General features: G+C 64.2%; 19 protein-coding genes. 7 read left to right on the forward strand and 12 right to left on the reverse strand.

Translation table 11 applies throughout. The features are described 5' to 3' along the window. Positions 1-71: 71 nt before the first annotated feature. Positions 72-323 carry a DUF6455 family protein gene (locus ACTIFE_RS07040; RefSeq protein WP_439528450.1) on the forward strand — a complete coding sequence of 84 codons (252 nt, stop codon included), beginning with the start codon at positions 72-74 and terminating at the stop codon, positions 321-323. A 17-nt stretch (positions 324-340) separates the two neighbouring features. Here the strand turns inward: ACTIFE_RS07040 and ACTIFE_RS07045 are convergent, their stop codons facing one another. Then, positions 341-643, reverse strand: a complete 303-nt coding sequence (locus ACTIFE_RS07045) for a phosphatidylglycerophosphatase (RefSeq protein WP_106755279.1) — start codon at positions 641-643, stop codon at positions 341-343. Positions 644-1,072: 429 nt separating this feature from the next. Here ACTIFE_RS07045 and ACTIFE_RS07050 point away from each other — a divergent pair, with 429 nt between their 5' ends. Both ACTIFE_RS07050 and ACTIFE_RS07055 read left to right on the forward strand, forming a co-directional pair. Beyond that, positions 1,073-1,300, forward strand: a complete 228-nt coding sequence (locus ACTIFE_RS07050) for a hypothetical protein (protein ID WP_439528451.1) — start codon at positions 1,073-1,075, stop codon at positions 1,298-1,300. A 193-nt stretch (positions 1,301-1,493) separates the two neighbouring features. Next, on the forward strand, positions 1,494-1,751 hold the full coding sequence (locus ACTIFE_RS07055) for a YjhX family toxin (RefSeq protein WP_439528452.1): 258 nt from the start codon (positions 1,494-1,496) through the stop codon (positions 1,749-1,751). Between the two features lie 182 nt (positions 1,752-1,933). Here the strand turns inward: ACTIFE_RS07055 and mdoH are convergent, their stop codons facing one another. The 6 genes from mdoH to gatC form a co-directional block, all read right to left on the reverse strand. Beyond that, a complete protein-coding gene (mdoH, locus tag ACTIFE_RS07060; protein ID WP_439528453.1) occupies positions 1,934-3,712 on the reverse strand; it encodes a glucans biosynthesis glucosyltransferase MdoH in 1,779 nt (592 codons plus the stop codon). 1 nt (position 3,713) lies between these two features. Next, a complete protein-coding gene (locus tag ACTIFE_RS07065) occupies positions 3,714-4,058 on the reverse strand; it encodes a hypothetical protein (protein WP_439528454.1) in 345 nt (114 codons plus the stop codon). 32 nt (positions 4,059-4,090) lie between these two features. Next, entirely contained in the window at positions 4,091-5,695 is a 1,605-nt protein-coding gene (locus ACTIFE_RS07070; RefSeq protein ID WP_439528455.1) for a glucan biosynthesis protein, read from the reverse strand. Positions 5,696-5,960: 265 nt separating this feature from the next. After that, complete coding sequence (locus ACTIFE_RS07075; protein ID WP_439528456.1) at positions 5,961-7,058, reverse strand: NAD(P)/FAD-dependent oxidoreductase; 1,098 nt, start codon at positions 7,056-7,058, stop codon at positions 5,961-5,963. 30 nt (positions 7,059-7,088) lie between these two features. Beyond that, on the reverse strand, positions 7,089-8,561 hold the full coding sequence (gatA, locus tag ACTIFE_RS07080) for an Asp-tRNA(Asn)/Glu-tRNA(Gln) amidotransferase subunit GatA (protein ID WP_439528457.1): 1,473 nt from the start codon (positions 8,559-8,561) through the stop codon (positions 7,089-7,091). Between the two features lie 18 nt (positions 8,562-8,579). Beyond that, complete coding sequence (gatC, locus tag ACTIFE_RS07085; protein ID WP_439528458.1) at positions 8,580-8,867, reverse strand: Asp-tRNA(Asn)/Glu-tRNA(Gln) amidotransferase subunit GatC; 288 nt, start codon at positions 8,865-8,867, stop codon at positions 8,580-8,582. Between the two features lie 147 nt (positions 8,868-9,014). Here gatC and ACTIFE_RS07090 point away from each other — a divergent pair, with 147 nt between their 5' ends. The 4 genes from ACTIFE_RS07090 (at position 9,015) to ACTIFE_RS07105 (ending at position 12,848) form a co-directional block, all read left to right on the forward strand. Next, a complete protein-coding gene (locus tag ACTIFE_RS07090) occupies positions 9,015-9,659 on the forward strand; it encodes a TetR/AcrR family transcriptional regulator (protein WP_439528459.1) in 645 nt (214 codons plus the stop codon). Between the two features lie 127 nt (positions 9,660-9,786). Continuing rightward, positions 9,787-10,668: an FkbM family methyltransferase gene (locus ACTIFE_RS07095; protein ID WP_439528460.1), complete on the forward strand. Its 882-nt coding sequence runs from the start codon at positions 9,787-9,789 to the stop codon at positions 10,666-10,668. 271 nt (positions 10,669-10,939) lie between these two features. Beyond that, on the forward strand, positions 10,940-11,266 hold the full coding sequence (locus ACTIFE_RS07100) for a helix-turn-helix domain-containing protein (RefSeq protein WP_268136148.1): 327 nt from the start codon (positions 10,940-10,942) through the stop codon (positions 11,264-11,266). 91 nt (positions 11,267-11,357) lie between these two features. Continuing rightward, a complete protein-coding gene (locus ACTIFE_RS07105) occupies positions 11,358-12,848 on the forward strand; it encodes a hypothetical protein (protein ID WP_439528461.1) in 1,491 nt (496 codons plus the stop codon). 88 nt (positions 12,849-12,936) lie between these two features. On the opposite strand, the gene ACTIFE_RS07110 is transcribed toward ACTIFE_RS07105, so the two are convergent. The 5 genes from ACTIFE_RS07110 to ngg form a co-directional block, all read right to left on the reverse strand. After that, positions 12,937-13,335 (reverse strand): c-type cytochrome, encoded by a 399-nt coding sequence (locus tag ACTIFE_RS07110; RefSeq protein WP_439528462.1) that lies wholly within the window; start codon positions 13,333-13,335, stop codon positions 12,937-12,939. 97 nt (positions 13,336-13,432) lie between these two features. Further along, positions 13,433-13,792: a DUF5368 domain-containing protein gene (locus ACTIFE_RS07115; protein WP_439528463.1), complete on the reverse strand. Its 360-nt coding sequence runs from the start codon at positions 13,790-13,792 to the stop codon at positions 13,433-13,435. A gap of 12 nt (positions 13,793-13,804) precedes the next feature. Beyond that, on the reverse strand, positions 13,805-15,136 hold the full coding sequence (locus ACTIFE_RS07120; RefSeq protein WP_439528464.1) for an NAD(P)/FAD-dependent oxidoreductase: 1,332 nt from the start codon (positions 15,134-15,136) through the stop codon (positions 13,805-13,807). A 406-nt stretch (positions 15,137-15,542) separates the two neighbouring features. After that, positions 15,543-16,703 carry an osmoprotectant NAGGN system M42 family peptidase gene (locus ACTIFE_RS07125; RefSeq protein WP_439528465.1) on the reverse strand — a complete coding sequence of 387 codons (1,161 nt, stop codon included), beginning with the start codon at positions 16,701-16,703 and terminating at the stop codon, positions 15,543-15,545. Continuing rightward, positions 16,700-18,481, reverse strand: a complete 1,782-nt coding sequence (ngg, locus tag ACTIFE_RS07130) for an N-acetylglutaminylglutamine synthetase (protein ID WP_439528466.1) — start codon at positions 18,479-18,481, stop codon at positions 16,700-16,702. Before ngg ends, ACTIFE_RS07125 begins: the two co-directional genes overlap by 4 nt. Positions 18,482-18,483: the final 2 nt, after the last annotated feature.

Raw genomic sequence — 18,483 nt, forward strand, 5'->3', positions numbered from 1 at the left:
ATGCGGCAGACCCGGCAGAGTGACCCATCTTGTACTTTCGCACTCTCATCACTTTTCAAGGAGAAGCGCGCATGAGCTGGATGGACCGGCTGAATGAACGTGCTGAACTGATGGGCCGCATGATGCGGACAATCGGAGCAGTCCAAGGCGCCCATGGCATCATGGGTGCCTCAGAAATCCGCCTTGCAGCATCCCGGTGCATCGGGTGTGACCGGGCACAGGACTGCCGGCACTGGCTTGAGGCGCACCAGGACGGGGCCGACACGGCACCTGACCTGTGCCCGAACCAGGACCTGTTCCGGACCTGGAAGACCCGCGGCTGAGAACCCGGCCCCTGCCCTCACCTGCGCGGCTTGATGGCCCGGCGCAGGCTGAAGACGATGGCTGCGGCTACCCCTGCCCCGATAAAGCGGAACGGAAACGCGGCCAGCGCACCAACCTCGGGGGCCAGTTGCGGCGCGCCGGACAGGCGCAGGGCAGTGTCAAACACCAGCGAGATAAAGGCAGCCCCAAAGGCCGCAACGCCGATCTTGACCCTGGCATCGGCATACCAGCCGAGTGCGCCGCCGATCAGCAAGGCGACAGGGTTGAGCAGGCCAGCCAGCCCGATGAGGCTTGCCCAGGTGTCAGGCGATCCGGACATCTTGTTCCTTGTTCGATCAGTCATCACCGCCCGGACGCTGCGGGATCTGGCAGGCCCGGAAGAGTTCGCGGGCGAAAGCCGCAGGCGGGGACAGGGTTGGCATGCAGTTGCACGAATATCGTACAATCATGGCGGACTGTTTGCGCGCGTGCAAGCGCTGCACCCCAGCATTCAATGCGGCATGATACCGCCTCCACAGGCTTGCCGGGGATATCACCCGAACGCCCAGACCCTAGGCGTGGAATGGTGATCCTGGGAGCGGGATCCAAGGTTACGCAAGGGCTGTCGGTTGTGCCAAAGGCCTTGATGTGTCAAGGTCTTGGCAGCCAAGCGCCTGGCCGCTTGCTGACGGTTGCAACTTGGCGGAGATTGACGAATGGGCAAAGCGGACCGGCAGCATCACGCAACAGGGTGGAGTAACACCCGGCTGTGACCAGAACCCTCGCCGATCTCCTGGATGCGGGTCACCGCCTTGGCGTCACCTGTTCTGCCTGCCATCGCTTCCGTTATCTGCGCGAGGCCAGGCTCGATGAAACCCTGACCCTGACGGCGCTCTCCGCCGGCCTGCGCTGCGCCGCTTGTGGCAGCGAGGACATTTCGCTGACGGAAGTCACGCGCGATCCGGTGAGCGGCAAGTGGCCGGCCGAGCGCAGTTGAGCCCCCGCCCCCTGTTGCAGGGCGGGACGGCCTGTGGCATAGAAACGGCGTTTGCATATGGAGTTTTTATGCGCGGAACGTCCGAGGCCCGTTGAGGCCCGGTCTCCAGGATCGGGCCCCCTTCAACGCCGACGCAAGTCTGCGATTGCCGCCTTGCGTCCAACTGACCGACGCATAGAGATCTCGAAATTCAATGGACATTTCAAAACCGGAACAGCGGGTGCTGCACCTGCTGGCGCAGGGCGGCCATATCCTCATCGACCGCGATGAGGCAGGGCGCGTCTCCACCTCCCATGTCGTCACCCGCGAAGGATGGCGCTGGAACGGCTGCCCGGTGCCGCTGTTCCAGAAACTGAAACGCCGCCGCCTGATCGCCTCGCGCAACGGCGGCCCCTACCGCATCACCGGCCTCGGACTGACACGGGTCCGCAGCCAGCTGAACAACCGCTAGGCAAGCAACCAAGGCCGGGGCGACACTCCGGCCTTGGGGGAACTGGCCTTGTCGTCATTGACGGCGATCTGGCCCCTGATCCGATCCCTGCATACACAGGCCTTCATCCCCGCCTTGTGCGGGGATGACCGCTGAGGGACGGACTTACGGGCGGACCGATAACCAAAAGGCCGCAGCGGTTCTCAGGCCGCCTTGACCGCGTCCTGAGGTTCGCGCTCGACCTCGCCGAGCTGGCGGCGCATGTCGAGGATGACCTCGTCGGGCTGGATCTCGTAAGGGGTCAGGAACAGACCCATGGCGCGGAAGGCGCGGCCGACGGCGACGGACGAGGTGAAGAATACCAAAAGCGGCGCGATGATCAGCGGCACGGCAATCGGCATCAGCCAATATTGCAGGTCCGGCGTGTACTCGATGGCAAAGCCCAGGGCCGCCATGCCGCCCGCGCTCATCCACCAGGTTGCCTTGAAGCTGGAGCCGAAGGACAGCGACCCATCCGCCCGATCCGCTGCCGGCCAGCCGGAATCCCCGCCGAACATGATCTGCATCACCGAGCGGCTCTGGAACATCATGTGGATCGGCGCCAGCATCGAAGTGATGACCAGTTCAAGGACAGCGCTCAGCGTCACCATCACCGGTCCGCCGAAATACTTCGCCTCGCCCCGGATCAGGGCGCGGACCAGCAGGATCGCCTTGGGCAGGATCAGGAGCGCGACCACACCGAAGAGCAGCGCCAATGCCGTGGTGGTCTCCGGATGCGGGAACACCGGGAACGGCGAGCGGGCATCAAAATAGACCGGCGGCGGTGCAAAATGCGGCGCGGCCAGCGAGGCAATAATGAAGGCCAGCCAGATCGGCGAAGACAGATAGGCGAAGATGCCCTGGACAATGGAAATGCGGCTCCACATCCGGAAGCGCGGCGCGGTAATCAGGCGGGCATGCTGCAGGTTGCCCTGGCACCAGCGCCGGTCACGCTTGGCATAGGCGACCACGTTGGCCGGGGCTTCCTCGAACGAATGGCCAAGGTCAGGGTCAACCCGGACGGTCCAGTCGTCGCGCGCCAGCAAGGCAGCTTCCACAGTGTCATGGCTGAGGATATGTCCGCCAAAGGGCGGCTTGCCGGACAGGGCCGCCATGCCGCAGGATTCGGCGAAGGCCCGCACACGGATGAGGGCGTTGTGGCCCCAGAACGGGCCTTCCGTGCCCTGCAGCGCGGCAACACCGCGCGTAAAGACGGGCGAATAAAAGGCGGCGGAGAACTGCAGCACACGGCCGAACAGGGTGCTGAGCCCGATGACCTGCGGCAGCGACTGCAGCAGGCCGAGCTTCGGGTCGGCCTCCATCCGGCGCACCATTTCAATGATCGTATCGCCGCGCATCAGGCTGTCGGCGTCGAGCACCAGCATGAACTCGTAGGCCCCGCCGGAGGTGCGGATAAAGTCTGAGATATTGCCGGCCTTGCGGCCAATGTTCTGGGTGCGGTTGCGGTAGTAGAGCCGTCCACCGGCCTTCAACTGGATGAGGGCAGCGCGATAGGCTTCTTCCTCGGCCGCGACACTGGCTGACCGGGTGCTGTCGGACAGGACGTGGAAGTCGAAGAGGTCGCCGTAGCCGGCCTGTTCGATCGAGCGGTACATGGCCGCGATGCGGGCAAAGACCGGGCCGGTGTCCTCGTTGTAAACGGGAACGAGGATGGCGGTGCGCTGGGTCGGGCGGCCATTGAGGGTGGCAACCGGGGGCGGGTTGAACAGCACCCCGAGAATGGCGGTACAGGCGCCCCAGGCAAGCCAGAAGGCGGTGAGCACGATCAGGCCGACGCGCAGGATGTCGACCCAGTCAAAGCCATCGGACTGGACCACGGTGCCGAACATGGAAGCGGCGGCAACCGTCATGGTCGCCGCCAGCACGATGGCTCCAACCCGCCGGATGGCCACTGCGAAGCGGCCCTCCCCCGTGCCGATCATGTCAACCTCCGACTGACGAGCGCGGACCGACCAGTCCGCGCAGGAAGGCGCGGAAGCCGGACGCGGACAGGTCCAGCCGGCCCTGCAGGTCGTGTTCGGGCATGGCAAGGCCGACGCGCGGCTGCGGCAGCGGCGCACAGGCCGCAACGGCGGCGACAAGATCCGGCTCGCCGCTGGCCAGCAACTCCTCCACCGAACCGGCAACGCCCAAGTGAACCATGGCCGCCGCCAGCGCGCCCAAAAGCGTTGCATCATCGAGGTCGGGCCGGCCGAACCGCTCCCGCACCAGCGCGATGCCCCGGGTCAGCGGATCGGCAGGCGATGCCACACAGGTCATATCGTCCATCAGAGCCTCCTGGTCTTTCAGAACAACTGCACTCATACCGTTTGGTTCCATTGATACATCCAGGTCTCGGTCACCGGCTTGCCGTTGAGGGCCAGAGACAAGGTCATTTCGGAGGGGCGGCCGGCATCTTCGCGCAACAGGTCGAAGATATACCGCCAGGTCCCGCTTTCCACTTGTTGCAGAACAGGGTTCTGCACGCTGGCGTTCTGCACCCACAGGCGCGCCTCCAGCGCCGCATCCGTGCCCACACCGGTCAGCGGACCGCCCTTGAACTCGACCACGAACTTGCGCAAGGCGTCATCATAATCGGAGGCGGCTGTGCCGCCGTGTCCGGCGCGCGTATGCAGCACCTGGGCCAGATCCGTTCCCGGCTCAGGCTCGCGGCCCCAGTACATGCGATAGCGGAACCGGTATTCCGAGCCCGCCTCAGCGCGGGTATCCGGGATCCAGAAGGCGACGATGTTGTCGTGGATTTCCTTTTGCGAGGGAATTTCCGCCAGCATGATGTGGCCGCGTCCCCAGTCGTCCAGCGGCTCGATCCAGAGCGAGGGACGGCGCTCGTAATGCGCCTCCATGTCCTGGTAGCTGGCGAAGTCACGGTCCCGCTGCAACATGCCGAAACCCTTGGGGTTTTCCGCCGTGAAGAACGAAAGGGCCAGGTTGCGCGGGTTGACCAGGGGACGCCACTGGCGCTCGCCCGACTGCTGCAGGATCAGAAGGCCGTCGCTGTCATGCACCTCGGGGCGGTAATCGTCGAAGCCGAGCTTGTCGTTCTCGCCGTAGAGATACATCGAGGTCAGCGGTGCAATGCCAAGGCGCTCGACGCTGTCGCGCAGGAAAATCCGTGCGTCGACCTCGACCTCGGTGTTGATGCCCGGCGTGATCCGGAAGGAATAGGCGCCAGTGACGCGCTCGCTCTCCATCTCGGCATAGACGCGGATAATGTTCTGGCCCGGCTGGGGCCGCTCGATAAAGAAGCGGGTGAAACGCGGGAACTCTTCCGGCCGGCCGGCCGCGGTATCGATGGCCAGACCACGGGCGGACAGGCCATAGATTGAGCCCTTGCCGAGCGCCCGGAAATAGCTCGAGCCGAGAAAGGCGATCAGTTCGTCGCGGTAGTCGGGACGGTTCAGCGGATAGTGCATCCGGAACCCGGCAACGCCCGGAAGGTCGATGGCTTCGTAATCGGCGGCGACCAGCGGTTCGCGATACTCGAAGTCCGCGCCCGTGAAATGCATTTCCCGCAGCACCGGGCCGTCGATCTCGAAGATCTGCACCGGCTTGGTGTAGAGCCCGCCGGGATGGAAGGCCTGCACCTCGTAGCCGAGATCGTCGTTGCGCCAGATCGCCCGGTCCGAGCGGAAGCGGATCGCGCGATGCTGGTCATAATCGAGTTGGGCGAACTTGTCGGGAAGGCCGATAACGGTCTCCTGATACCCCTGCTGCGCGGATTGGCGCATCCGCTCGACCATGTCGTCGAAGGAAAAGGCCGGGGCTGCAGGAGGGGCTGCAGGAGGCGCTGCCGGCGGGGCCGGTTGCTGTTGCGCCTTGGCCGAACCGGCAAGAAGCGGCAGGGCACCTGACAGGGCACCCAGACACAGGGAACTGGTCACAAGAAACTTGCGTCGGTCGATCACGTTGTCTGCCCGAAGGAGGTGGTACACCAGCGATGTAGGGAGGCCTTGCGCGTTCTTTCGACTGCACGGCTATGCGGCAATAATATGAGGGACTTAGGCCTCTCGTCCATCGAAATGCTGCAACGCGGCACGTCGAGCCTCATTATTTTTGTCGCATGATGACTTTTAAACCATCAACCCGTTAACAAGCCGCCTCATCGCAACCTGCTTCTGTTTATTTAGGTGGCAATTAAGGCAGGAATTCGGGGCAAAAGATGCGCTTTGGTTAAACTTCGTTAATCCGGGCAACAACTTCATTTGCCAGCGCCAATGCCGATGTCAATCCGGGCGACTCAATGCCCATCAGCACCGCCAGCCCGGCATGGCCATGCTGCGTCGGACCATCGATGCGGAAATCAGCTGGCGGATCTTGTGGCCCCCCAAGTTTGGGACGGATTCCGGCGTAATCGGGCATCAGCGCATCATCGGGCAGGGCCGGCCAGTAGCGCCGGATCGAGGCGGCAAAGCGGGCACTCCGCTCCGGGTCAACCCGATAGTCCTCCGTCTCGATCCACTCCACATCCGGGCCGAACCTTGCCTGTCCGCCCAGATCCAGCGTCAGATGGATGCCGAGGCCGCCGGGTTCGGGAACCGGATAAATCAGATGGGAAAATGGTGCCCGACCGGACAGGCGGAAGTAGCTGCCTTTCGCAAGGCCGAAACGGGGCAGAGGATATCCCGGCAGGCCAGAGACAAGCGCCGCAGTTCCAAGTCCGCTCGCAAGCACAAGACGGCGACAAATCAGCCGATAGCCGCCCTCCCCGCCGATCTCAAGCGCATAGGACCCATTCAGCGGCTCGACACGGACCACAGCCGTGTTGAGCACGACCTGGCCGCCAGCCGCCTCCAAATCCCCCTGCAGCGCCAGCATCAGGCCATGACTGTCAATGATGCCGGTCGAGGGGGAATGCAGCGCTGCGACGCAGTCGAGCGCCGGTTCAAGCGCCAGCGCAGCCTTGCGATCAAGCCGTTCCAGATCGGTGACGCCATTGGCCGCAGCAGCCATGGCAATCGCCTCCAGACGCTCCGCCTGGGCAGCATCCGCCGCCACGATCAGCTTGCCGATACGGCGGTGCCCAACACCGCGCTCGGCGGCATAGGCATAGAGCAGGTCGCGGCCTGCAACGCAGAGCCGCGCCTTCAGGCTGTCCTTCGGGTAATAGATCCCGGCGTGGATGACCTCGGAATTGCGGGCGCTTGTCTCCGAGCCGATGAGGCCGTGGCGCTCCAGCACCATCACCTCATCTCCGGCAAGCGCCAGCGCCCGGGCAACCGCAAGCCCGACCACCCCGGCGCCGATGACGACAGTCTCAATATCGATCATGGACCGGGGTCCCGCCTTCCAGCCGTCCTGTTACCACCAGCGGCTGGCGGTGAAGCGGCCAGCCGCCTTCTCGATCACCTCGGCGACCTGGAACAGCGTCTCCTCGTCAAAGGGACGGCCGATCAGCTGCAGGCCAAGCGGAAGACCGGAGGCCGACAGGCCAGCGGGAACCGACAGGCCCGGCAGGCCGGCCATGTTCACCGTCACCGTGAAGATGTCGTTGAGATACATGGCGACCGGATCGGTGATCTCGCCCGGCGCAAAGGCCGCATCCGGGGTTGCCGGCGTCAGGATCGCATCGACGCCTGCCTCGAAGGCAAGGTCAAAGTCGCGCTTGATCAGGGTACGGACCTTCTGGGCCTTCAGGTAATAGGCGTCGTAATATCCTGCCGACAGCACGTAGGTGCCGATGAGAATGCGGCGCTGGACTTCCGAGCCGAAGCCGGCGGCGCGGGTGTTCTCATACATGTCGACGATGTCATTGCCCGGCACGCGCAGGCCGTAGCGGACGCCGTCATAGCGGGCAAGGTTCGAGGACGCCTCGGCCGGGGCAACGATGTAATAGGCCGGCAGCGCGTATCTGGTGTGCGGCAGCGAGATGTTGACGATCTCGGCGCCGGCGTCCTTCAGCCAGGCGATGCCCTGCTGCCACAGCGCCTCGATCTCGGCCGGCATGCCGTCGACGCGGTATTCGGCCGGAATGCCGATGCGCAGGCCCTTTACGGACTTGCCGAGCGCGGCTTCGTAGTCCGGAACCGGCAGGTCAACCGAGGTCGTGTCCTTCGGATCGACGGAGGCCATGGACTTCAGAAGGATGGCGCAGTCACGCACGGTCTTGGCGATGGGGCCGGCCTGGTCGAGCGACGAGGCGAAGGCGACAACGCCCCAGCGCGAGCAGCGGCCGTAGGTCGGCTTGATGCCGACAGTGCCGGTGAGTGCGGCCGGCTGGCGGATCGAGCCGCCGGTGTCAGTGGCGGTGGCGCCGAGGCAGAGGCTGGCGGCAACAGCGGCAGCCGAGCCGCCAGAGGAACCGCCGGGAACCAGCGCCTGGTCAGACCCGGTCTTGCGCCAGGGATTGACCACGTTGCCATAGTAGGAGGTCTCGTTCGACGAGCCCATGGCGAACTCGTCCATGTTCAGCTTGCCGAGCATGACCGCGCCATCGGCCCACAGGTTGGACGTAACGGTCGATTCGTACTCGGGCTTGAAGCCGTCGAGGATGTGGCTGCAGGCCTGGGTGTGCACGCCCTTGGTCGCGAACAGGTCCTTGATGCCCAGCGGCAGACCTTCAAGTGCGCCGCCCTCGCCCTTGGCAAGGCGCGCGTCGGAGGCCTTGGCCATGTCGCGGGCCTGCTCGCCGGTCACCGCCACATAGGCGTTGATCTTCGGATTGGCGGCCTCGATGGCGCCGAGGAAAGCCTCGGTCAGCTCGGCCGAGGAAAAGGACTTGGCCTTGAGTCCGTCGCGGGCCTCGGCGAGGGTCAGGTTGGTCAGATCGGTCATGGTTCGGTCCTCGCCCGCTTATTCGACAACTTTCGGGACAACGAAGAAGTTGTCCTCGGTGACCGGCGCGTTGGCGACGACCTTTTCCGGATAGCCGCCATCGGTGACGCCATCCGCGCGCTTCTTCATGGTCTGGGCGACGACAGAGGTCAGCGGCTCGACGCCGTCGATGTTGACCTCGTCCAGCTGCTCGACGAAGCCGAGGATGGCGTTGAGTTCGCCGGTCATGCGGGCGGCACTCGCCTCGTCGACCTTGATGCGCGCCAGACGCGCCACCCGCTTCACTGTCTGAATGTCTACGGACATGACAAGTTCCTGAAATTTGCGCCGTTTCCAGCCGGGATCCATGGCATCGCGACAATGCCTTGATGCTGTTCTTGGCGGCCTTCTCGGAAAAACACAAGCCGCAGGACAGGGTTGCATGGCGGCGGAGCTATATTTACGGTATCGGGCATGACCGTATTGACAAGAAAGCCCGCCCGGGGACGGCCCCGCCAAGGCGCCCTGACCGCCCGCATCGTCGCCGCCGCGATCGAGGAACTGGCGAGCCATGGCCCGGACCGGGCGTCGCTGGCGCGGATTGCCCGGACCGCCGGCACCAGCCAGCAGGCCCTCGCCCGGCGCTGGGGCGCAAAGTCCGAGGTACTGGCCGGTGCGCTGGAGATGGCGCTTGGCGCCCTCCCCGGCCCGCAGATCCTGCGCGGCAGCGGCCATGGCGCCACGGCCGAGGACCTGACCCGGTGCCTTGGCACCAGCCTTGCCCCGCTGGCCGGCACATCGCTGGGACAAGCCTACAGCATCGCCCTGACCGCCAGCGGCGATCACGCAGCCTTGCGGACTGTTGCCCTTGAGCACGAGGCACGGCTGCGGCTGACCCTGCGCCAAATCCTGATCGCCACGCCCTTTGAGGCCGAAATGGACGCCCGCATTGCGCTGGGGCTTGGCTTCCTGCGACTTGCCGTCGCGACGCCGGAGCCGGCGCCGGACAGGGAGCAACTGCGCCGCGTTGCCGAACTGATCCTCGGCCTGATCGCGCCGCGTGCACCGGTCACCCCGGACACGGCTGGCGATGAGGAAGATGGAATGCCGGGGCTCTAGCCTGTGCCACGCGCCGGCGGCATGCAGGCAGTCGTGGCGGCGAGTTGAACCGTCCGGCGTTCCGGTCTAAGAGGTTGCCGCTGTCCCGCAGGGACGATCTTACCCCACGACGGATCGGACGCACCGCATGTCGCTTGAACAGCTTTTCCGCACCTATCGCGCTCCCGCAGAGGCGCTGCGCGCCGAAGACGGCCGGTTCGTCAACTTCCTCGGTGTGTCGACCGCCGCCAGCATCCTGCCGCAGGGCCCGGCCCTGTCCGGCAAGGTCTATGACGACATCCCGCTCCAGGGCGACAGCGTGTTTGCTGGCGCTGCCGAATACCAGGCGCTGCTGACCGCCATCGATGCCTGCAAGGCGCAGCCGAGCCTGACGGTCGCCGAGTTCGGCGCGGGCTGGGGCCCCTGGGTGTCCGCTGCCGGTGTCGTCGGCAAGCGTCTCGGCATCAAGGACATCCGCCTGATCGCCGTCGAGGCGGACAGCGAGAAATACAAGCTGATGCAGGCGCATCTGGCCCACAACGGCCTCGCCGGTCAGGACGGGGTGAGCCTCGCGACCTATGAGGGCGCGGTCTGGCACAGCGACACGACGCTGAATTTCCCCAAGAACATCGTTGCCGTCGATTTCGGTGGCCGGGTCAGCGAGACGAGCCACAGCACCGACTATCGCGGCATGGCCTATGAGACGACGGAAATCCGCGCCTATGCGCTGGAAAGCCTGCTGAAGGGCGAGCGCGCCATCGACTACATGCATGTGGACGTGCAGGGCGCTGAATACGAGATCCTGTCCCGCGCGAGCGACCTGATGAACGAGAAGGTGAAATACCTGTTCATCGGCACCCATTCGCGCCTGATCGACGGCCAGCTGCTGGAGCTGCTGCACAAGTGGGGCTGGGACATCCGCTTCGCCAACCCGTGCCAATTCGTGTTCAACCGGTCGATCCCGACCATCGAGGGCATGACGGTGGCCGATGGCGAGATCTTTGCCGTCAACACCCGGCTGGCCGGCTGACGAAACCCGGCGAGCGCCCTGCCCTCACCTCACGGCAAGGTGATCGGGTCCGCATGTCCCTGATTGCGGCAATTTGACGACAACGGCAGCCCTTGCCATTGCGCTTGGGATGATTCGCCCGTATGTTGAGTAATTACTATTTAGCTGCGAGGGAGTGTTTCCCTCGCTTTGTAACCCGTTTCGGACCGTGCCTGTTCCCCATGATCGCTCTCCTCCAGGGCATCAGGAGGCGAACGGCGGGGACCGGAGCAAACAGGAACGGATCCAGAGTATGGTCAAGACCGTTGGTTCCCAGGCGCTTGTCGACCAGGAGCATAATGCCGTGCAGCTGCGCAAGGCGGCTGGCGAATGGCTGAAGTCCATGCGGGAAGCGCGTGGCCTGTCGCAGACCGAACTCGCCGAACTGGTTGGCGTGGACTACTATTCCTTCGTATCGCAGATCGAGAACGGCCGTGGCCGCATCCCGGCTGGCCGTTTTGCCAAGTGGGCCGATGCCCTCGGCATGAAGCGCAAGGAATTCGTTTACCATATCCTGCGCTACTATGAGCCGGTTGTGTTCGAACTGCTGTTTGAAGACATCGAGCAACAGTCCGCCTGATTATTCCGGGTAACTGCACTCCGCGCTTCGCATTCCTTTCCGGATCAGCCATAGTCTGGCTTGACCGCACTTGCTCACGGATCGCCGACGCATGTCGCTTCTGTTCTTCTCTCCCCGCTCCGCGCAGCCTGCCCCGTCCAACACGGGTGACTGGCGCCAGCAGGAACTCGCCGAAATCTACCGGGTGCTGCACCTTTTGCAGCAGAACGGGCTTGGCGTGGATCTGGATCGGGGCGTGACGGATCGTGACGAGCCCTGGGCGGTGTTCTTCGACCCGACGGGCGACGACGTGTTCCTGCACCTTGCCCGGCTCTCCGGCGAATACATCATGGTCAGCGAGCCGCTGAACGTGAAGGTGAAGGCGCGGAACTTCCGTCAGGCGGTGGACCAGTTCGAGGCGGCGATCAGCGGCAAGCTGCAGCAGAATCGCGAGCGTCCGGGCAATGTGGTCAGCCATCCGGCCGCGCAGTTGCTGTTCTCGCTTGTTGCCGTATTCCTAGTCGTCAAGAGCAAGGCTGCGCAGGCGCATGAGATCGACGAAGACAGCAATGGCTTCGACGAGATCAGCCACAGCCAGCTTGCCAAGATCCGCGCCGTTCTCGCCCGTCTGCAGGAAAGCGTCGACAATCCGGTGATGATGGCGGCCATGGTCGGCGCGATCGTCGTCACGGCTGGGCTCGTCCGCGATGACCTGAACAAGGATATCTCGGCGGACGACGCGCATAGCGATGCGCTTGCGCTCGATCACAACCCTGTCTCCGACAAGGTTACCCTGGCCGATGCATCGGAACAGATCATCCGTGACGTCGACAGCCGGATCGTTGCGGGTGAAGAGCCTCAGCAAGCAAACGTTTCCAGCGATGACGCGCCGAGGCATCTGGCAGACCTGCAGGTCGCCCGGCATGAGACAAACATCCAGGCCGCCAAGATCCAGGATGCATCAACCGGCCAGACGGTAGCCGCCACTCAGGGCACGCATGAAGAGAATGCCGCAAGCAATGCGGCAGCAACGTCAGGCGGCAGCGCGACCGGACGCCCGGCATCCACAGCCGACCAGATCGCCAAGTCGAGCGGTTCGACCAGCAGTTCTTCTGCAGACAAGGACACAGGCGACAGCGTTGGCTCATCGGCTATCGTCCTTGTCGCCGCAGCTCAGGCGTTCGAAAGCTCAGTGCCGACCGGACTGTCGTTCGACAGCAAGGCCATGGTTGCCGTAACCATTGGCGCAGACGCAACTGAAGTCCTGCCGATCGTCGCAACCTCCGACACCGCCAATGCGGTGACGAGCTTCGACAGTGCCGCACCTTCGGCCGCCCTGGCCCTGAAGGACAACAGCAGCCAGTTGCTGAACTCCCTCCCCGGCGCCGATGTTAGCTCGCTGGTCCGCAGTATCGTGACTGCCTTCGAACAGGTGAATGTCTACAGCTACGGACCGAACTTCCTGTTCGTGGTCGATACGGATGTGGTTGTGCATGAAGGTGACCAGATCGCCTTCGTCAACACCCAGTTCGGTGACGACATCACGATTTCCTTCATCGGAACCCGTGCGGCTTTCGATGCGGCAGGCGTTTTCATCGCCTGAGGCGGAAAGCCAACGATGACACAAGGCAGCCGAACGGCGCCTGACGAGGAAAGGCATCCGCCACGCGCGGGTGCCTTTTTTGTTTGGGTCAGGGGCGCGGCTGACCGGCTTGCAGGAACATCAGATAGGCAACGACATCGGCCTTTTCCTCGTCGAACAGGCGGAAGGTCGGCATCGGAAAGTGGTCCTCGTTGAGGAAGCGCCGGAAATAGGCCTCGTCATGGTCAGGCAACTGGACGATCGCTTCATAGGGTGGCCCATCGAAGGCGGAGGCGTCCTGGCCGGATCGCGGATGGCAGTCGCGGCACCAGGTTTCGATCACGGCTTCGCCGCGCCGGGCAGCGGCCTCATCGGCAAGCGCCGGCAGGACGCCGGACCAGACAAAAAGCCCCGTGGCCAGGGCAAGACCCGTCCGGTTGGCGAGAACGGCTGCTATCCGCAGCTTGAGCCAGATCTCCGAAATCACCCGCATCTCCTTGTGCTGCATTCACAATCGCGCACAGGAACACAAGCTAGCGTAAACAGCGCAGCTCGCTTTGACCGGGGTCAAGGCGAGCTGACTATCGCGTGAGGCTTCGCAGGCGTCAGGACGCCTTGCCGGCGCGATTGCCGAGAAGGCCTTGCAACACATAGGCAAGGACAGTCAAGCCGCCGGCCCCGGCCACGCCGATCAGGATCAGCGCGATCACATCAATAGGTCCACCGATGTCGGAGAAGCCCGAACTGGTGACGAACTGCACGAACAGGATCGCGGCAATGGCGCCGATGGGGGCCAGGAGTTCGGCCCGCACAAGGCGCGAGGCAACCAGCTTGCGGTCCCTGAGGACGACAAACAGGAACGCCAGCGTGACCAGGACAGCGCCTGCCACCAGAGCCCAGAACAGGCTCATGCCGAACATTTCTTCGAAGACGGCAATCATCATGCCGGGCGTCAGTTCTTTCATGGTGTCTCCCCCTCAGGCGCGGCCGCGCAGCATGGCGTTATAGGTGGCCTTCAACGCCACTTCCTTCATCAGCCAGGACACCCAGAGTTCTTCCAGCGGCGCGATCACACCGGGGAAGGACGGCACGAGATTGTCCTTGTAGTCGAACTCGATCAGCATCGCCCGGCCGATCCGGGTGATCATCGGGCAGGAGGTGTAGCCATCGAAGCTGGCGGTCCCCTCCTTGCCGGAAAGCGCGGCAACGAGATGATCCTCGACCACCGGCACTTGCCACTTGACGCTGGCCGCCGTCTTGCCCTTCGGCACGCCGGCAATGTCACCGACGGCAAAGACTTCGGGGAACCGGACGTGCCGAAGCGTGTGCTTGTCGACTTCCGCCCAGCCCTGCTTCACCCAGGGCCCGTCCTGCCAGGGCAGCGGGCTGTTCAGCACCACATCGGGCGCCCGCATCGGCGGGATGATGTTGGTGAAGTCGTAGCCGATGTCCTTCGGCCCGTCCGGCGTCTGGAAGGTCGCGATCTTCTTGCCCGGATCGATGGCACTCATGACATGATCGCGGCGCACCTCGATACCCCGGTCCTCGAACAGCATGCGCAGTTTCTCGTTGACGATGGGGACGGAGAACAGCGCCTTGTTGTGCGCCGCATAGACCATCTCGAGCTTGCCCCGGGTGCCCTTGCGGCGGGCAATGTCGTCGGTCAGGAACGCGTATTTGAGCGGCGCGCCGGCGCATTTCATTTCCGTGGCCGGACGCGAGAACAGGCCGACGCCGCCCTTTTCGGTAAAGCGGCTCATCTCGGCATAGGTCAAGGCGGCATAGTCGGGTCCGGCATAGACCGAGCCGATGCCGTTCTTGCCGATGAGATCCATCGACATGCCTTCGATCTGGCCATAGTCGAGTGTCAGGCCCGTGGCGAGGATGAGGAAATCATACTCGAGATCCTTGCCGGAAGCCGTGGTCACCTTGCGGGCGACCGGATCGATGTTGGCAGCCGCCTCCTCGACCAGCGTGACGCCGGAGGGCAGCCAGTCGGTCGTCGAGGTGACGGAATAGGACGCCGGCTTCAGGCCGGCGGCAATGAGCGTGAAGCCCGGCTGGTAGAGATGCTGCTTGCGACCATCGACGATGGTGATGCTGGCACCGCTCAGCCGGTCGACGAGACGGTTGGCCAGCGCTGTTCCGGCAGCCCCTGCCCCGAGAATAACGATGCGGGCCTTGGTCTGAACGGCAGACGCGCGGGCCTGGGTTGCCAGGGCCCCCAGCGCACCGGCTCCACCGGCGGCCATGAAGACTTTCAGGAAATTGCGACGATCCAGGGCGATATCGTCTGGCTGGCGGGTCATGCGTGCGCCCTCCATTTGCCAAGGCTGATACCGGGCAAGCCCCGATGGCGCATGAAGTCCTGCATGTCGATCCTCCTCAATCTGATCCAGGGGCTGCGCTCTCTCCCGCAACCAGGCCTCACAAACCGACTGCAAGACCACGTCCCTGTTTCCTGCGGATCTTATAGTTCATTTAATTCGAAAATAAAGAACTAAAAGGCCGCAGATCTGCCGGTCAGGCGCGCAAATGGTCGGCTTCTGCATTCGCATACACTATTCCAAATCTACGCCCATCGGCATGGATCACCAGTCCGGGGAAATCCTAGTGGCAATTTCCCAGGTTCGACTGATGGCGGGATTTCATCCCTCAATATCTGCCAGACCTGCGGCACTCGGCGTGCAGAGTTCCCTGGCGACATACCTTTGCTCAGAGCATCGGCACGGGATGCAGATCGGATTGCCGGGCCTCGGGGGCCGCTTCCACAGGCTGATGGGTGAAGCCACCGACATCGGCAAAGGGTTCTGCATCCCGGGCGATCTCCACCGGGCTGAAGCCATAGGAGACGATCAGTTCTGCAAGCGAACGCAGGGCATCGCTGTGGATCCGTTCATAGCCATGGCTGGCATCAACGCCGAAGGTGGCCAGCGCCGTGCGCACATCCGCCCCCGCTTCGACCGCCGCTGCAGCATCCGAGCGATAGTAGCGAAAGACGTCCTTCTGCATCTGGATGCCGTTGGACTTGCACAACTGGGCGAGCTTGCGCGTCAGATGATAGTCAAAGGGCCCGGTCTGATCCGCCATGCAGAGCGTGACGCCGAACTCCGATGAATTCTGCCCCGGTGCCGAAGTGCCATTGTCGATGGCCACCAGCGCGGCAATGTCCGGCGTCAGGATCGACCCGGCGCCGTGTCCGGTCTCCTCTGCGATGGTGAAGAGGAAATACAGGTCCACGGCCGGCACTTGCGACGAGACTCTCAGAGCCTTGAGCGCGGCGAGCATGACGGCCACACCGGCCTTGTCGTCCAGATGCCGGGAGACGATATAGCCATTGGGCAAGAATTCCGGCTGTGGGTCGATGGCAATGATATCGCCAACTTCGATGCCGAGCCGATCGAGGTCAGCCTGGGTGCGGGCGTGGGCATCGATCCGCGCCTCGACGTGCTGCCAGCCAACCGGTGCGGTATCGACCTCGTCATTGAACGTGTGCCCCGATGCCTTGAGCGGCAGGATGCTGGCGCGAAAAGCTCCGGAGGACCCGAATACGGTCCCCCTTGCACCTTCGGCGAAACGGGCGGACCAATGGCCGATGGGTACCAGCTCCAGCCTGCCGTTTTCCTTCAGCCGCTTCACCTGGGCCCCGAGTGTATCGAGATGGGCGACGATTGCCCGGGCGGGCCGCGGCGCCGCACCGGCCAGGCGGGCGCGAATGGCGCCGCGCCGTGTCATCTCATAAGGCACACCGAGATCATCCAGAAACTGGCAGAGCCGGCGGGCAATTTCGTCCGTGAAGCCGGTCGGGCTCGGGATCGCCAGCAGCTCGGAAAGGGTCTCGCGCAGATAGACCGCATCGATCACAGCAACGCTCACGCCTCCCTCCCGCGCCAGACTTCGCGCACGGGCTGGGGCATCGACAGCGGGAACAGGAAGTCGATGAACCGTTCGGCAGTCGGTTGCGGCTCATGATTGGCAAGGCCGGGGCGCTCATTCGCCTCGATGAAGCGATAGAAGGGATCGCGCGGGGACTTCACCATGAAGTCGATGCCGGTGACCGGGATCTCGATCGCCTTGGCCGCGCGGACAGCCGCCTCGATCAAGGCTCCATGGGTCTCACCGGTAACGTCGTGAATGGTCCCGCCCGTGTGGAGATTGGCGGTCTTGCGCACCTGCAAGGTCCGGCCGGCTGGCAGCACATCGTCGAGACAGACGCCCTCCAGGGCCAGACACCGCTCCGTTTCCGCATCGACGGGAATGGTGGACTCGCCCCCCGTCGCCGCAGACCTGCGCCGCGACTGGGCTGCAATCAGCTCGGCAACCGGTGTCCGCCCGTCGCCAGTAACCTCCGGCGGGCGGCGCACGGCAACGGCCACCACCTTGTAGTCGATCACCACCAGCCGCAGGTCCATGCCCTCGACATATTCCTCGACCAGCACTTCGCTGCAGGTCTTGCGGGCGATGTCGATTGCGGCACGGGTCTCGTCGAGCGCGGTGAGGCCGATGGCGATCCCCCGCCCCTGTTCCCCGCGTGCCGGCTTGACCACCACCTGCTTGTGCAAGGCCAGAAAGCGCGCTAGCTCCTTGTCGCTGCCTGCAACCAACTGCGCCGGGACGCTGACACCTGCGGCCTCGACCACGCGCCGGGTGACTGACTTGTCGTCGCAGATCGACAGGGCGACGCCGCTGGTGAATTCGGACAGGGATTCCCGGCATTTCACCGAGCGCCCGCCGTAGGACAGGCGGAAGAAGCCGGCCTCAGCATCCATCACTTCGGCCCGGATTCCGCGCCGCCGGGCTTCGTTGACGATGATCCCGGCGTAAGGGTTGAGGGCTTCGGTGGTGGCCGGGCCGGCATAGAGCGCCTCGTTGATGGTGTTTTTCTTCTTGACGGTGAAGAAGGGAACACGGACGAAGCCGAGCTTCTCGTAGAGCCCGATGGCAAGCTCATTGTCATGCAGCACCGACAGATCGAGATGCGCCCTGCCCCGCCCCATGAAGAGTTCCGCAAGACGGCGCACAAGGGCCTCGCCGACGCCGGGAAACCGGGCCTGCGGCGAGACGGCAAGGCACCACAGCGACGCTCCCGGATCGGCCCCGCCCGAAATACGGTCGTGATCAACCCCCATCGCTGTCCCGACGATCTCGCCGGTTTCGTCCTCCTCGGCGACAAGCACCGAGATGGCCCGGGGATCAAGGCCGGTCCAGAAGAACTCCGGCGGCACCGGAACCATGCCGCGCTTGGCATAAAGCTGGTTGATCGCTTCCGCGTCCGTGCGCGAGCAGATCCGCCGCACATGAAAGCCCGCGCGCCGGTCCTTCGCCGCCCGGTAGGTGGCGAGGTCCACCCGGAACATGTGGGACGGATCCAGGAACAGGTCCTGGGGCGCGGCGGCGAGGAGGACATGCGGATCACGGACATAGACGGCGATATCGCGCTTGCCCGGACCCTCCTCCAGGAGGGCACTCACCAGCGCCTGAGGGTCGTCATAGGTCGAGCCCAGATGCAGACGGCCCCAGCCGCAATCGATGGCGACGTTGCTATCGCCCGGAGCGTTGTCCATGCGGATTTCCGGCTTGAGCGTTTCCCCGCGCAGGCGGCGCAGGCGGTGGTCAAACGCGCGGCGGCGGCGCGGCACATCGAGATCGGCCATGG

The sequence above is a fragment of the Pannonibacter sp. genome, assembly GCF_051860505.1.
Taxonomy (GTDB): domain Bacteria; phylum Pseudomonadota; class Alphaproteobacteria; order Rhizobiales; family Stappiaceae; genus Pannonibacter.